The organism is Wolbachia endosymbiont (group A) of Pherbina coryleti, from assembly GCF_964026875.1.
Classification (GTDB): Bacteria; Pseudomonadota; Alphaproteobacteria; order Rickettsiales; family Anaplasmataceae; genus Wolbachia; species Wolbachia pipientis.
In genome coordinates, this window is sequence record NZ_OZ034706.1 from 171,484 (window position 1) to 185,183 (window position 13,700).

Annotated in this window: 12 protein-coding genes and 1 tRNA gene; 6 read left to right on the plus strand and 7 right to left on the minus strand. The window is 35.4% G+C overall.

From position 1 onward, the window contains the following. Positions 1-107: 107 nt before the first annotated feature. The 3 genes from murA to AAGD87_RS00920 all read left to right on the plus strand — a co-directional run bounded on the left by murA (position 108) and on the right by AAGD87_RS00920 (position 2,450). Complete coding sequence (murA, locus tag AAGD87_RS00910) at positions 108-1,385, plus strand: UDP-N-acetylglucosamine 1-carboxyvinyltransferase (protein ID WP_006279833.1); 1,278 nt, start codon at positions 108-110, stop codon at positions 1,383-1,385. A 9-nt stretch (positions 1,386-1,394) separates the two neighbouring features. Further along, the gene (gene thyX / locus AAGD87_RS00915; RefSeq protein WP_341817654.1) at positions 1,395-2,249 is read left to right on the plus strand and encodes an FAD-dependent thymidylate synthase; all 855 of its coding nucleotides are present in this window, start codon (positions 1,395-1,397) and stop codon (positions 2,247-2,249) included. Between the two features lie 72 nt (positions 2,250-2,321). After that, positions 2,322-2,450: a hypothetical protein gene (locus AAGD87_RS00920; protein ID WP_259366097.1), complete on the plus strand. Its 129-nt coding sequence runs from the start codon at positions 2,322-2,324 to the stop codon at positions 2,448-2,450. Here the strand turns inward: AAGD87_RS00920 and AAGD87_RS00925 are convergent. Beyond that, positions 2,426-4,210, minus strand: coding sequence for a hypothetical protein (locus AAGD87_RS00925; protein ID WP_010963093.1), 1,785 nt, complete (start codon positions 4,208-4,210; stop codon positions 2,426-2,428). The genes AAGD87_RS00920 and AAGD87_RS00925 overlap by 25 nt on opposite strands. A gap of 144 nt (positions 4,211-4,354) precedes the next feature. Between AAGD87_RS00925 and priA the strand changes: the two genes are divergently transcribed. Beyond that, the gene (gene priA, locus AAGD87_RS00930; RefSeq protein ID WP_341817655.1) at positions 4,355-6,697 is read left to right on the plus strand and encodes a primosomal protein N'; all 2,343 of its coding nucleotides are present in this window, start codon (positions 4,355-4,357) and stop codon (positions 6,695-6,697) included. A gap of 9 nt (positions 6,698-6,706) precedes the next feature. On the opposite strand, the gene petA is transcribed toward priA, so the two are convergent. The 6 genes from petA to AAGD87_RS00960 all read right to left on the minus strand — a co-directional run bounded on the left by petA (position 6,707) and on the right by AAGD87_RS00960 (position 12,257). Next, complete coding sequence (gene petA / locus AAGD87_RS00935) at positions 6,707-7,306, minus strand: ubiquinol-cytochrome c reductase iron-sulfur subunit (protein ID WP_182309809.1); 600 nt, start codon at positions 7,304-7,306, stop codon at positions 6,707-6,709. Between the two features lie 86 nt (positions 7,307-7,392). Then, a complete protein-coding gene (gyrA, locus tag AAGD87_RS00940; protein WP_341817656.1) occupies positions 7,393-10,101 on the minus strand; it encodes a DNA topoisomerase (ATP-hydrolyzing) subunit A in 2,709 nt (902 codons plus the stop codon). 52 nt (positions 10,102-10,153) lie between these two features. After that, positions 10,154-10,226 (minus strand) — tRNA-Val (locus tag AAGD87_RS00945). Between the two features lie 81 nt (positions 10,227-10,307). Next, complete coding sequence (locus AAGD87_RS00950) at positions 10,308-11,183, minus strand: tetratricopeptide repeat protein (RefSeq protein ID WP_264339711.1); 876 nt, start codon at positions 11,181-11,183, stop codon at positions 10,308-10,310. 160 nt (positions 11,184-11,343) lie between these two features. Further along, on the minus strand, positions 11,344-11,733 hold the full coding sequence (locus tag AAGD87_RS00955; protein WP_319606716.1) for a DUF1284 domain-containing protein: 390 nt from the start codon (positions 11,731-11,733) through the stop codon (positions 11,344-11,346). Next, positions 11,730-12,257 carry a biotin transporter BioY gene (locus tag AAGD87_RS00960; RefSeq protein WP_338481770.1) on the minus strand — a complete coding sequence of 176 codons (528 nt, stop codon included), beginning with the start codon at positions 12,255-12,257 and terminating at the stop codon, positions 11,730-11,732. Before AAGD87_RS00960 ends, AAGD87_RS00955 begins: the two co-directional genes overlap by 4 nt. A gap of 85 nt (positions 12,258-12,342) precedes the next feature. On the opposite strand from AAGD87_RS00960, the gene AAGD87_RS00965 reads away from it, so the two are divergent. Continuing rightward, positions 12,343-12,930 (plus strand): nitroreductase family protein, encoded by a 588-nt coding sequence (locus AAGD87_RS00965; RefSeq protein WP_151807513.1) that lies wholly within the window; start codon positions 12,343-12,345, stop codon positions 12,928-12,930. After that, positions 12,911-13,699, plus strand: coding sequence for a diaminopimelate epimerase (gene dapF / locus AAGD87_RS00970; protein WP_338482134.1), 789 nt, complete (start codon positions 12,911-12,913; stop codon positions 13,697-13,699). Before AAGD87_RS00965 ends, dapF begins: the two co-directional genes overlap by 20 nt. The last annotated feature ends 1 nt before the right edge of the window (position 13,700 follow it).

Below are 13,700 nucleotides of genomic sequence, written 5' to 3' on the forward strand. Positions count from 1 at the left end.
ACACTGGGATGATGAGGAAGAAAAAGCAAATTTTGCCTTTTACGGTCAATCTATTATACTTAGTAAGACTTCAATAAACTAATGAATTATACTTTATATCTAATTAAATGCACAAGATATTAATAAGAAATAACTACAAACCTTTGGTCGGAAAAATCAAGATTAATGGCTCAAAAAATGCTGTTTTACCAATAATGGCAGCAAGTCTATTAAGTAGCTCCCCGGTAATTTTGCATAATGTACCTGATTTAATTGATGTGCATCTAATGTCTAAGTTGCTTGAAAGTCTTGGAGCAGAAGTGAACTTTATGCACAATAAAAATTATAAAGCGAACCATACTTTGAAAATTGACTGCAGCAATATCAACAATCACGTGATGCCATATAAAACCGCAAGTAAGCTAAGAACTTCTTTTCTAATATTGGGTCCAATGCTTAGCAGATTTGGCAAAGCGAGAACAGCATTTCCTGGTGGATGCAACATTGGAAAGCGTCCCGTTGATATGCATATTAAAGCATTAGAAGAAATGGGAGCTAAAATTGAAATTGACGGCTATAATATAATTGCAACAGTGAAAGGAAAGCTACAAGGAAAAGAAATCACATTTGAGAAAATAAGTGTTGGCGCAACAGAAAATGTAATAATGGCAGCAACATTTGCAGAAGGAGTGACAACAATAAACAATGCTGCAACTGAGCCGGAAGTTCTTGATTTAATAGATTTTCTGAAGAAAATGGGTGCTGATATTGAAATTGATAATACAAAGGTCATAATAACAGGAGTTGAAGCACTAAATGGATGTGTTCATAAAATAATACCAGATCGCATAGAAGCAGGCACCTATGCACTAGCTGCTATAATAACCGGTGGTAAGTTGGAGTTGGAAGGAATAAATCTATCTGATATAAGGTGTATTACAAATGAGTTGGAGACTATAGGAGCTATGGTTGAACTGTATGATGGAGGCATTGTTATTTCCAGAAAAAATGGCTCTATTAAGTCTGCTAACGTTGCGACAGATCCATATCCCAATTTTCCCAGTGATATGCAACCACAACTGATGTCTGCAATGTGCATCGCTGATGGGATATCAGTAATTGAAGAGAACATTTTTGAAAACAGATTTACACATGCAGATGAATTGAGAAAGTTAGGTGCTAATATCAGCATCGAGAAAAGCAAAGCTACTATAAGTGGAATAAAAAGCTTATCTGGAGCTAATCTATATGCTACTGACTTAAGATCAACAGCAGCTTTGGTGCTTGCTTCTTTGGTAGCCGGTGGAGAAACTATAATAAACAATTCACATCATTTATGGAGAGGATATGAAGCAATGCATGAAAAACTCAATTCATGTGGAGCTGATATCTCCATTTCGTCTTGAGGATATTTTATGAATGAAGCAACCAAACGAACTATAGTAAAAGAAATAGATGCAATCTTATATGAAGAACATAAGGTATTAGACCATGGATTTATTCGAGTAGTGGATTATATGGGCTCTGATAGCGCTATAGTTCAAGCTGCTCGTGTTTCTTATGGCAAGGGAACAAAACAGATAAGTCAGGATGAAGTACTTATAAAGTATTTAATGAGACATCATCATACAACTCCATTTGAAATGTGTGAAATTAAGTTTCACGTGAAACTTCCAATTTTTGTTGCAAGGCAATGGATAAGGCATAGAACTGCAAATGTGAATGAATATTCAGCAAGGTATTCAATACTTGATAATGAATTTTATACACCTAAACCAGAACAAGTTGCAAAACAATCTGACAATAATAAACAAGGTAGCGGGGAAGCTTTTGATCCAGATACCTCAAAGGAAATAATAGATTCTCTAACAAATGACTCTAATTTAGTATATTCTCATTATGAAAAATTTATTGAGCAGGGGCTTGCAAGAGAAATTGCCAGAACTAACCTAATGCTTAATTACTACACGCAATTTTATTGGAAAATAGATCTGCATAATCTCCTTCATTTTTTGAAGCTTAGAGCTGATAAGCATGCCCAATATGAAATCAGAGTTTATGCAGAAGTTATGCTGGATATAATAAAAAAATGGGTTCCACTGGCCTACAATGCCTTTGTTGAATATTGCCTAGAATCAGCCTGTATTTCAAGAACTGGTCTAGAAATAATTCGCAAATTAATTAAAGGGGAAAACGTTACTAGAGAAGAAAGTAATATTGGTAAAAGAGAATGGGGCGAGCTGATGTCTATACTTGATAAACAATCTTAAAGATAAAGGCATACGTGTCAATCTCCTCTGTCAGTTATAGCTCTTTTTACAATAATCCGAACAGACCGTAATATGCTACTGGCCTGCTATAGCCATAAACACATATCTTATCGCATTCGGACTATTATAAGAAAGGCTATAACTCTCGTTCACCAGATTGAATCTTGCTTTTTACATCACATTAACTCATCACTTTTATAGAACATCTCATTAAAATCATTTAGAGTTCCAAAATCCTGACCCTTGATAAACAGGTGATCATTAGCAACATGTGCTTCATCAAGAGTAAACAGCTCGTAATGATGATTGTGAGCGGGCCTAACAATTTCATTATATAAAACCATTACTTGTTCGTAGTTATATCCATCGCCAGCATGATATTTACCACGTACGGTATCATAAAAATTCTTTACATCATCATATGTCACTTGCAGCTCCACCTTATACTTTCCCACTTCAAGAGGACTTCCTGTCTTTATTTTTAAGGGATGTTGTGAATTTGCAACACTGTTAGAAGTTTCTGCTTCAATATCAGAATTTTTATCCATATTTTCTATCACACTTGCCATAACAGTTTCTTGTTCATCTTCTGTTGGTTTTGTTTGTTTTTCAGTCTTATTACTGCTACTGTCAGTTTCCACAGTTACTTTTTTTACTTCTATATCTTTTTGAGCTTTCTCATTACTTTGCTTGTGTATTTCATCTCCATGCAATTTTTCCTGCAGAGCTTTTTTCGTATCAGCATAATCATCACGATTGCTTTGCAAAGCTGGTTTATAACTGCTGCTATCATCCGCTTGCATTTGATCTATATAGTTAGATTCTTCTTCCTGTATAGTATTTTTTGCGTTATCCTCACCAACCGTTCCTTTCTCCCCAGACTTGGCTTCACTCTCTACCACAACTTCTTCGTCTACTTGCTCATCATCAATTGTAAATTCAGTACCTATCTGATTGCTATCTTCCTCCAATTCATTAGATAATTTTTCAGATAGCTGGTCACCACTCAAATATGGTTCCTTTGAATATTTAGCATAATTATGGGGATCGGTTCTGTTTTCTGAATAAAACCCACTTTCAAAGTCTGAGTAGGAGCTTTGATTGAGCACAAAAAATAAGTTTTCATAATTAACCAGCATATCACTATCAGGGCTAACAAAATTTAAATATTCATCGCCTTCCCATTCTGGGTGGTGTCTATACTCTGCTATGTAGTATTTACTAGAGTCGAGAGGTATCTTGTCACCTTCTTCCCCATCAAGTTGTAAAACTACTGCTGAATGCCCATTACCTAAATCATTACCTTTTACCACTTTGAATATTTTAATCTCATCCTTTTCTACAAGTTCTTTTAACTCCTCGTTCTTTTCATTTAACTCTTCCTCCCTTTGTCTTTCTGCTTCTCTCTCTCTTGCCAATCTTTCTGCTTCTTCATCAGCTTTCTTCTGCAGTTGTGAGAATACATTTTGTAATATATCTTGTGTGGTTAAGCTATTTGTGTTGCTTAAAAAATTATCTAACACATTTGATGCAATTGGTGACAATTCACCGTGATCATCAAATACTTTTTCCTTTGCTTTATCATAGTGATTTGGGTTATAGATTGCATACAGAGGATAAAAACCATAATCTGCAATTGACGCTCCGTCAGGTGATAGTTCCATTGAGAATCCATAGTAATTAAGTGGAAGATTGGAGGTTAAATATTTACCGTTATCATCCCTAACGTGTAGCTCACTTCTACCATTGTGCTCACTATATTTGTTGTAGTAGATATAAAAATTCTCATGGTTAAGATTGAAGTGATCATCTAGATTATCGAATTGAATTGTACTGCCAAGCTTCTCGCGCAAAAGATTTTTGCTTTCATCTGTAAGCTTTATATGTGCAGAAAAGTAGTATCGATCTATAGGTTCGCCTTTTTCTATTTCAAAGTTCAAAGTAATCTTGTCGTTGACCATTGGTAGCCTCCACAAATTCTATAAATCATTTTATTTATCAATCATACGGTCTGTACTATGAAAAATGTGTTAAACGTTAAGATTTTCTCTGTACCGATTCATCTATATTGCCAAGCTTAATAAAGTTACAAGCTCTTTAAAACAATGTTAAACTCAATCACTATGGCAAAAACAGTTGACGTATTACTATCACTTCCAATTGATCAGTTATTTTCATATGCAATTGAGGAAAATACTGAGATTTTACTTGGAGATTACGTAGTGGTGCCATTTGGCAAAAAACGCTTAATCGGAATAGTTTGGAAATACAGTGATAAAAGTAACCGAGAATTAAAATTTATTGAGCAAAAAATCGATTTACCAAATATTAGACCAAAATTGATTGCATTTGCAGAGTGGGTTGCACAATACAATTTAATACCTATTGGTATGCTTGCCAAAGTGATAATGGGAGGAGTGTTAAAAGTAAATCACATAGATAAATTGGTTTGTGTTGAACAAAAGCAGGAAACAAGTGAAATAAGTTGCCAATTAAGCCCTGAACAGCAGATAGCTAGTGATAAAATAATCAGCAATTTGAACGAGTATTCAGTGACTTTGCTTGACGGTGAGACAGGATCTGGAAAAACGGAAGTTTATCTCTCTGTGATTGCACAATTGATTAAGAATTACACTGCCGTTCCAAATGCTGCTCAGACTTTACCATCCCAGTGCCCAGAGACACAACTGTACGAACATTGTGATTTGGGTCTACCAAGAGGGTGTCATCCGAGTAGCCTGACACTGGGATCCAGTTTTTCATATAACCTCATTACAAATGTTTATTTTAACTTAAAACCAATACCTAATTTACAATCAAAATTCCTGGATTCCAGTGTCAAGCACTGGAATGACACCTTTATACTCAAGGCAAAACCCACTGTAACATTTAGCATACCGTCTTTGCCACGTACTAGTATGACACCAGAATATGTTGAAATAACATCAGGAGAAGGTAATACACAAATTTTAATCCTCCTACCTGAAATTGTTTTAACTTCACAATTGGTAAATCGTGTTCGCGGTCAGATATCAAAAAACTTAGTTGAATGGCACTCAGGGCTCACTCCAAAAACTCGCCGGAATAATTGGCTCAATATAGCAAATGGAAATGCGCAGATAATTATTGGTGCACGGTCAGCGCTTTTTTTGCCTTATAAAAACCTAAAATTGATTATCGTTGATGAAGAGCACGACTCATCTTTTAAACAAGAACAGGGAATTATATATAATGCTCGAGATATGGCGATAATCTTAGCCAAATTTGAAAATATTCCGATTATTTTATCATCAGCTACTCCACTGCTTGAAACGATTCATCATGTTAAAAACGGGAATTACAATCATGTAAAGCTAACTAAACGATTTGGTGGTGCAGAATTGCCACTCATTAAAGTAGTAGATATGAGGAACAACAAGCAATGGATCTCCTCTGAGCTTTTTGAAAGCATCAAACAAACCATAGAGAAAAAACAGCAGGTTATGCTTTTTCTAAACCGCAGAGGGTATGCACAACTGGCAGTTTGTAAAAAGTGTGGATATAAAATTTCCTGCTTAAATTGTGCTGTTTGGCTTACATATCACAAGAAAAAAAATGCTCTTTTGTGCCACCACTGCTCTTATCAATTGAAACTTCCAGAAAAATGCTCTAATTGCCAAAGTGAACAGCCGTTGTCCCTCTACGGCATAGGAATTGAAAAGTTACTTGAAGAAATGGTGAAATTAATACCAAACGCAAAAACTGCGATGATAAGCAGCGATCAAAAGTCGGTTAGTAACGTAATTGACTTAGTGTTGAAAGAAGAGGTGAACATTATAATCGGCACACAAATAATTGCTAAAGGGCACAATTTTCCCAAATTAACTTTGGTTGGAGTAATGAATGCAGATTTGAGCCTCGAAAATTCTGATTTGAGAGCAGCGGAAAAGACGTATCAATTATTGCACCAAGTTGCAGGCAGGTCAGGAAGGTTTAATGAAAAAGGAATGGTAATAGTGCAAACCAATAACCCTGAAAGTTCAATAATAAAAGCATTGCTGCATCAAAAAAGGGACTCATTTTATGAAATTGAACTTAAGTCAAGACGTGAAGCCAAAATGCCACCATTTAGCAGATTAATAGCGCTTATCATTTGTGGTAAGAATCAGATTGCAACACAAAAAGCAGCGAATGAAATAGTAAAATCTCTTCTTTGTCATCCAAGTAGCTTAACTACTTGTATCCAGGAAAAAAATGTAGGTGTAGACAAAAAGGAATTTGAAATTCTTGGCCCATCACCAGCAGCGATAAATTTTTTAAATAATAAGTATCGGTATAGGGTATTATTAAAAATACACAATAAACACAGTTTATCTATACAAAAAAAGCTGAAATATTGGATTAAAAATTGTAACTTGAATTCGAGTATTGCAGTGATAATAGATGTTGATCCTGTGAGTTTTTTTTAACGAGTTCCGTTAAGCCTTCTTGCCAATTACCACAACATTCTCACTGGGAAAAAAATAATCAGGTACAACCATATTTTTTGGTGCAGGACCCCCAATCACTCGGCCTGATGTATCATAATATGAACCGTGGCAAGGACAGAACCAACCATTACCATCTCTTGTAGCGTGGTCAACCGGTACACACCCAAGATGTGTACATATTCCGATCATGATTAACCATTCGTCTTTTCCTTCGTATACTCTCTGCTCATCTAATTGAGGATCCCTCAAGCTCTTCACATTCACAGCTCTTGCAGCCTCAATTTCTTGCTTTGTGCGTCTACGAATGAATACTGGTTTACCTTGCCACTTTACTTTTACTCCATGTCCTTCCTGAATTCCAGACAAATTCACTTCCACTGTGGAAGTTGCTAGAACTTCAGCAGAAGGATTCATAGATTTAACCAGTGGCCAAAGTCCACTTGCAGCTCCTATACCTGCCATAGCGCATGTAGTTAATGTTATAAAATCTCTCCTACTCTTATTTTTAGTAAGATCTTTAACAGGAGGTGTTTTTTTATCCTCTTTGTCTGCCAGTGGTTTTTTATTTTTAGTTAAATTTTTGTCCATTGATCTTTACTTAGCCATAAGTATATATTTTAATTTAAATACTGCGTATTAATCAACAAAAACTTGCGCTTTTTGTTTAACCTGTACTACAGTTGAGAAGAGATAGAGTTTTCAACTTCAGAAATACTATCTTCAGTGGAATCAGGATCTTCAATTTTCGCTACTGACACCACCTTTTCTCTACTTTCTGTTTTAAATAGAGTTACTCCCTGAGTGCTACGTCCTGCAATCCTGATATCATTTACTGAAATACGAATTAACTTTCCTTTATCTGTAATAAGCATTATATTATCACCCTGCTCAACTGGAAAACTAGCAATAACATTACCATTTCTGCTAGTAGTAAGAATATTGGTGATACCAACACCACCCCTGTTAGTTATTCTATACTCATACGCAGAAGTTCTTTTACCAAAGCCATTTTCAGTAATAGTTAATATAAACTCCTCATTCACTGCAAGTTTTAAGAATAATTCGTTATCTATTCCTAAATCATTTAAAGTCTTTTCCAATTTAGAATCAATGGAGTTATTAATTGCAGTTCCCAGTCTTTTTGCAAGTGGAACTTTTAAGTAAAGTTCTTTTGTTTCTGTTGCTACACCTATCCCATTTAATATGGTCATGGATATCACGCTGTCATTCTTTGCAAGTTTGATACCTCTTACGCCATCTGAATTGCGACTTTTAAATTGACGCACATCACTTACAACAAATCTGATACTTTTGCCGAATCTTGTTGAAAGAAAAACATGATCAATTGCATTGCATACTTTAACCGATATTAATTTGTCTCCTTCATCGAGCTTTATTGCTATTTTTCCATTGCTTGGAATATAGTGAAAGTCCGCTAAAGAGTTACGCCTTATGTTTCCATGAGCAGTAGCAAAAACTATGTTTTGATTTTCGTCATTTTCACTTGGCAATGGCATGATATTAGTTATAGTTTCACCATCGCTAAGCGGAAATATGTTAACAAGTGCTCTTCCACGTGCAGTTGGTTCTGCAAGAGGCAACTTATAAACTTTTAATCTATAAACTCGACCAATATTAGAAAAGAATAAGAGGCTAGTGTGGGTATTCCCAACAAATAATTTTGTGATTACATCCTCTTCTTTTAATCCTTGTCCTAGCTTTCCTTTTCCACCACGACGCTGAGTTCTGTAGTGAGAAAGCTTCACACGCTTGATATAACCATTCATAGTTACGGTTATCACCATATCCTCTTGTGGAATTAGATCTTCAGCTTCAATGTCCGTATCTGATTCCTCTATTGAAGTTTTTCGCGGCACAGCAAATCTGTTCTTTATTTCTTGTAGATTGTTTTTTATTTCCTTCATCAACTTCTCTTCTGAGCCAAGAAAAGCGATATATTCTTTTATCAGGTTGATCATTGAACTTAGCTCAGCTTCTAATTTGTCTTTTTCAAGGCCTGTTAAACGCTGCAGTTTCATATCAAGGATAGCTTTAATTTGTAGCTCAGTTAATCTATACACTCCATCTTTCAAAAAGCTTGCGCTATCTGAAATCAACTCGATGATAGTGTTGATTTCATTCGAAGTTTTCCATTCTTTATTTAAAAGTTCTCTACTTGCTTCCGCAGGATCTTTTGCACCGCGGATGATTTTTATCACTTCATCTATGCTGAGGACCGCAATGTAGAGCCCTATATATATATGAGCTTTTTCTCTCGTTTTTCTTAGACGAAATTCTGTTCTCCTGATTAACACTTCTTTTCTAAAGTCAACAAAAGCAGCTATGATTTCTTTTAACGACATCAAAGCAGGTCTGTTGTTATTGAGTACTAAAGTGTTAACACTAAAACTACTTCTTAGTGGAGTTAGTCCCAATATTTGATTAAGTATAAAACTTGCTTCAGCATTTCTTCTGAGGTCAATTACTACTCTAATACCAGACTTATCGGACTCATCCCTAATTTCTGTTATGCCATCAATTCTTTTTTCTTTTACAAGCTCACCTATCTTCTCAATTAATTTTACTTTATTTACCTGGTAAGGTATTTCATCAATCACTATTGCTTGCCTATCTTGTGGCAGGTCTTCTATGTGAGTCTTGCCTTGCACAACAATTGATCCACGACCAGTTGCAAATGCTGATTTTATTCCAGACCTTCCAAGAATCGTTCCCCCAGTTGGGAAATCCGGCCCTGGCATCACTTCAAGTAACTCATCCAAAGTAACTTCAGAATTATCTACATATAATATACAAGCATCTATTATTTCTCCAAGATTATGAGAAGGAATATTGGTTGCCATACCAACTGCAACACCACTTGCACCGTTTACCAATAGATTCGGAAACTCTGCAGGCAGCACAACTGGTTCTGTTTCATTTCCATCGTAGTTTGGCCTAAAATTAACTGTATCTTCATCAATATCATTCAGTAAAAAGTGTGACACTTTTTGAAGTCTTGCTTCTGTGTATCGCATTGAAGCTGGTGGATCTCCATCTATCGAACCAAAGTTACCTTGCCCATCAATAAGCGGTAAAAGAAGAGAGAAATCTTGAGCCATCCTAACCAAGGAATCGTAAATAGCTGCATCACCATGTGGGTGATATTTCCCCATTACGTCCCCAACTATACGAGCCGCTTTTTTATATGGCTTACCGGCATCGAATCCAGCTCTCGACATTGCATATAATATACGCCTATGAACAGGTTTAAATCCATCCCGCACGTCAGGTATAGCCCTGCTTATGATAACGCTCATTGCGTAGGAAAGATAAGAATCTTCCAGCTCTTTTACTATTGAGATTGGTACTATATTATCCTGCATTTTCTATACTTTAATTGAAGTAATTAATAATACTAACATTCAGTTAAGCAAATGGGCAATGACAGACTTGAACTGCCGACCTCCTCGGTGTAAACGAGATGCTCTACCAGCTGAGCTAATTGCCCCTTTAGATCTAATTCTATAGCTCAATATTATTATTGTAAACAAAAATAGCGATAAATTAGCTTTAGGTAAGCTATAAGCTTTTATGAAATCTTTGGGTGCGTGCTGTGAAGTTTTATAAATTTTAGTCTTGCTGTCACTTTGTATAAAGGTATTTTTTCACTCACATCTTTCGAAGTTGTAGCCATGTTTAACAACTTTAAGTAGAATATTGTAGCATTTTGAAAATCTGAAAGTTTATCTAGAATAACAGCTAAATTATAAGTATAAAAAATATTGTTTTCATCGAGGGAAATAGCAGTTATCATATACTCTTTACCTTTTACATAATCCTCCTTTTTCATATAGATCAGACCTAAATTTGCTAATAAAGGAGCATAATTTTTATGTATATCATACAATTTTAACATTTCACTCAACGCCAGATCAGGATCATATTGTGAGATTATCGTCAGAAAATTTTTTAATATGTAAGGGTTACTAGGGTGTTCTTTTAACAGTCTTGTGTAAATCTCTACAGCTTTTTTGTATTCTTTATTAGCGTAATAAATATTCCCTAGTCCAATCAAAGCATTTTTATGATAAGGAAACTTTGCGGTAATCTGATTAAGGAGAGAAATAGCTGTTTCATTATCTCCTAACTCAAAGGAATCTTTTGCTTTTTTTAAAGTAGAGTATATGTCAAAACTCTTGCCAGAATTCTGCGAAATTTTGATATTAAATTTGTCACTTTTTCTCTCAATAACATCAAGATCTTTATATTTTTTATCAGCTTTTATATGCTTGACAACACTATCAAAGGCCTTCTGTATCTCCAAATTTTCACTAGCATAGGTAACAGAAGACCTCCATAAAATCACAACGCAAATTAACATGCAGATAAACATAGGTCCTAGTGTTGTGGCATTGGCTGCAGCGTGTAACCAGTAAACCTTATTTCTTTTAGCTATGCGCAACACATTACAAATTCATAAATGCTAAATTACCTATCTCATACAATAATAAAGATATTATTAATTAGCGGGACGAATATGCTGTGTAGAACGCACTTATCTTTTGTCTTCTATATTTCGCTTCATTTCCACAAAAATGCTTCGATTTATCTTAACATTTTGTCAACTACCTTTGTAGATTTAAAAGGGCATTTTTACATATTCCATATGGCTGCCAATTGCACCCCTCACATGCGTACTCGAATTTCTCTAAAGACATTTTCTCTCTAATCTTTTTTACTGCCTCATTCCAAGTTAAAGTCTCGCCAATTTTTACTCCTAAAATTTCCATATGCCTTCTATCTAGCTCTAAAACTTTAGCTTGTGTGGTGCATTTACCTTGTTTAGTCTGATTTGGACAAGCACTACAGATACTATCAAGGTTACCAACTACTTCGATTTGAGTACTAATTACTTTGCTTGCTATCTTTTTATAATTTTCTACAAAACCCTGAGAATACCCATATCCCCGAAACGCGAGGGTGCACATGAAATGATGAGGGCGGAATTTTATCATTTTTTCAAATATTGCAAAGCTGCTACAAGTAGAAAAATTTTTATCAAACCAGGAAGGATAAATGGCAAAACACCCACCATTATTGCTTGTCTCAGACCCAAGTAAACAGCAAGCCAACTAACACCACAAATAAAGATTATAACTGTACCAGCCAGACAACTTAAAGAATTACACACAAATGATTTATACTTAGAGTTCAGTAATTCATTTACTTTGCTCATTACCATAACGGCAGCTAAACAGCCAATTAAATATCCACCTGTTGGTCCGAGAAAAATGTGATAACCACCAGAAAAATTCGCAAGAACAGGCAATCCTGCTGCACCAAGTGATAGATATGTAAGCACAGAATAAAATGCTGTTCTGCGGTTAAATTTAAGCCCAATAAGCATTACTCCTAAAGTTTGCAATGTGATAGGCACAGGCTGCAATGGTATGCTTATTTGAGCCATCAAGAATAAAAGTAAAATGCAAGACAATATTTCAGCCAGTGTTGATCTGCTGCTAGATTGTGTTATAAACATACCTTCCCAATAAAAATAACTTATTAAATGTAATATATGTGTATGAGAGGTTTTGCAATTTAAATTTTGCTTATATTGTGCTACAATGAATTATTTATGCACTATTAAATTAAAAATGATGAGTAAACAAGATCTATTATCGTTGATGAAAGCAAGACACAGCGGACGTTCATACGATCCTACAAGAGCAATATCTCAGGAAGACATGGATATTTTAATGGAAGCTGTAAGGCTGACTCCCTCATGTTTTGGTGATGAACCCTGGAGATACGTAATATGCAACAAACAGAACAATCAAAGCGCATGGGAAAAGCTGCTAAATTGCCTTGATGAATCTAATCAAAAATGGGCAAAAGATGCACAAGTGTTAATCATATCTTTAAGTGCTAAAAACTTCCGTAAACAAGGTAAAGGAGAAAATCTTTGGGCTAATCATGATACTGGTGCAGCAAATTATGGACTTATGTTACAAGCTGCAGTTATGAACTTAATGGCCCATCAAATGGGTGGATTTGATAGAGATAAAATAGTGAAAGAGTTCAATATACCCAATGACTTTAACGTAATGTCAGTGATAGCGGTTGGTTACGAAGAAGAGGGCGCTGAAACAAGTAAGAAAAAAAGGAGACCAATAGAAGAAATGTTTTTTTATGATGAGTGGCCAAGGTCCTGAAAATTTTATCAAAATGCACGGAACTGGTAACAACTTCGTTATCATAGACTCACGTTCAGCAAATGATTTAAATTGGAACTATAAAAAAATTGCTAACCAAAACGGTTGCGATCAAGTCATAGTGATAACAAACTCCAGTTTAGCCGATTGCTTTATGCATATCTATAATGCTGATGGTAGCAAAGCTGAAATGTGCGGAAATGCAGCACGTTGCGTTGGATATTTGCTAATGTCAGAAAAAGGTACTGAGTATATCACTATTGAGCTGGTAAACAAACGCATTTTAGAGTGTTTTAAAGTGGGTGATAAATCCATAAAGGTTAACATGGGTAAACCTTTGCTAAAATGGCATGAAATTCCCTTATCTACTGAGTGTGACACTCTTTACTTACCTATAGAGCTTGAAATGCTAAAAGAGCCCGTTGCAGTAAATATTGGTAATCCTCACATAGTTTTTTTTGTTGATAACGTAAATGAAATACCATTGCAAAGTTTAGGACCAAAGCTGGAAAATCACGTATTATTTCCTCAGAAAATTAATATTAGTATTGCACAAGTTGAAAAGTCTGGAGAAATAACTTTAAGAGTTTGGGAAAGAGGTACAGGCATTACCGCATCATGCGGTAGTGCAGCCTGTGCGGCACTTGTTGCATCCACACTACGTGGATATCTGACTGCCCAACAGACTTCAGTAGATTTACCAGGAGGTAAGTTATTAATCGAATGGGCAAATAACGTATTCATGACCGGTGATATAGGATTTTTGTAAC

Excerpts from the sequence above, each read along its gene's own strand:
- priA (WP_341817655.1), top strand. The coding sequence starts at position 4,355 with ATGTTAAACTCAATCACTATGGCAAAAACAGTTGACGTATTACTATCA.
- AAGD87_RS00920 (WP_259366097.1), top strand. The coding sequence starts at position 2,322 with ATGCTACTGGCCTGCTATAGCCATAAACACATATCTTATCGCATTCGG.
- thyX (WP_341817654.1), top strand. The coding sequence starts at position 1,395 with ATGAATGAAGCAACCAAACGAACTATAGTAAAAGAAATAGATGCAATC.
- AAGD87_RS00925 (WP_010963093.1), bottom strand. The coding sequence starts at position 4,210 with ATGGTCAACGACAAGATTACTTTGAACTTTGAAATAGAAAAAGGCGAA.
- dapF (WP_338482134.1), top strand. The coding sequence starts at position 12,911 with ATGAGTGGCCAAGGTCCTGAAAATTTTATCAAAATGCACGGAACTGGT.
- AAGD87_RS00955 (WP_319606716.1), bottom strand. The coding sequence starts at position 11,733 with ATGATAAAATTCCGCCCTCATCATTTCATGTGCACCCTCGCGTTTCGG.
- murA (WP_006279833.1), top strand. The coding sequence starts at position 108 with ATGCACAAGATATTAATAAGAAATAACTACAAACCTTTGGTCGGAAAA.
- AAGD87_RS00965 (WP_151807513.1), top strand. The coding sequence starts at position 12,343 with ATGAATTATTTATGCACTATTAAATTAAAAATGATGAGTAAACAAGAT.
- gyrA (WP_341817656.1), bottom strand. The coding sequence starts at position 10,101 with ATGCAGGATAATATAGTACCAATCTCAATAGTAAAAGAGCTGGAAGAT.
- AAGD87_RS00960 (WP_338481770.1), bottom strand. The coding sequence starts at position 12,257 with ATGTTTATAACACAATCTAGCAGCAGATCAACACTGGCTGAAATATTG.
- petA (WP_182309809.1), bottom strand. The coding sequence starts at position 7,306 with ATGGACAAAAATTTAACTAAAAATAAAAAACCACTGGCAGACAAAGAG.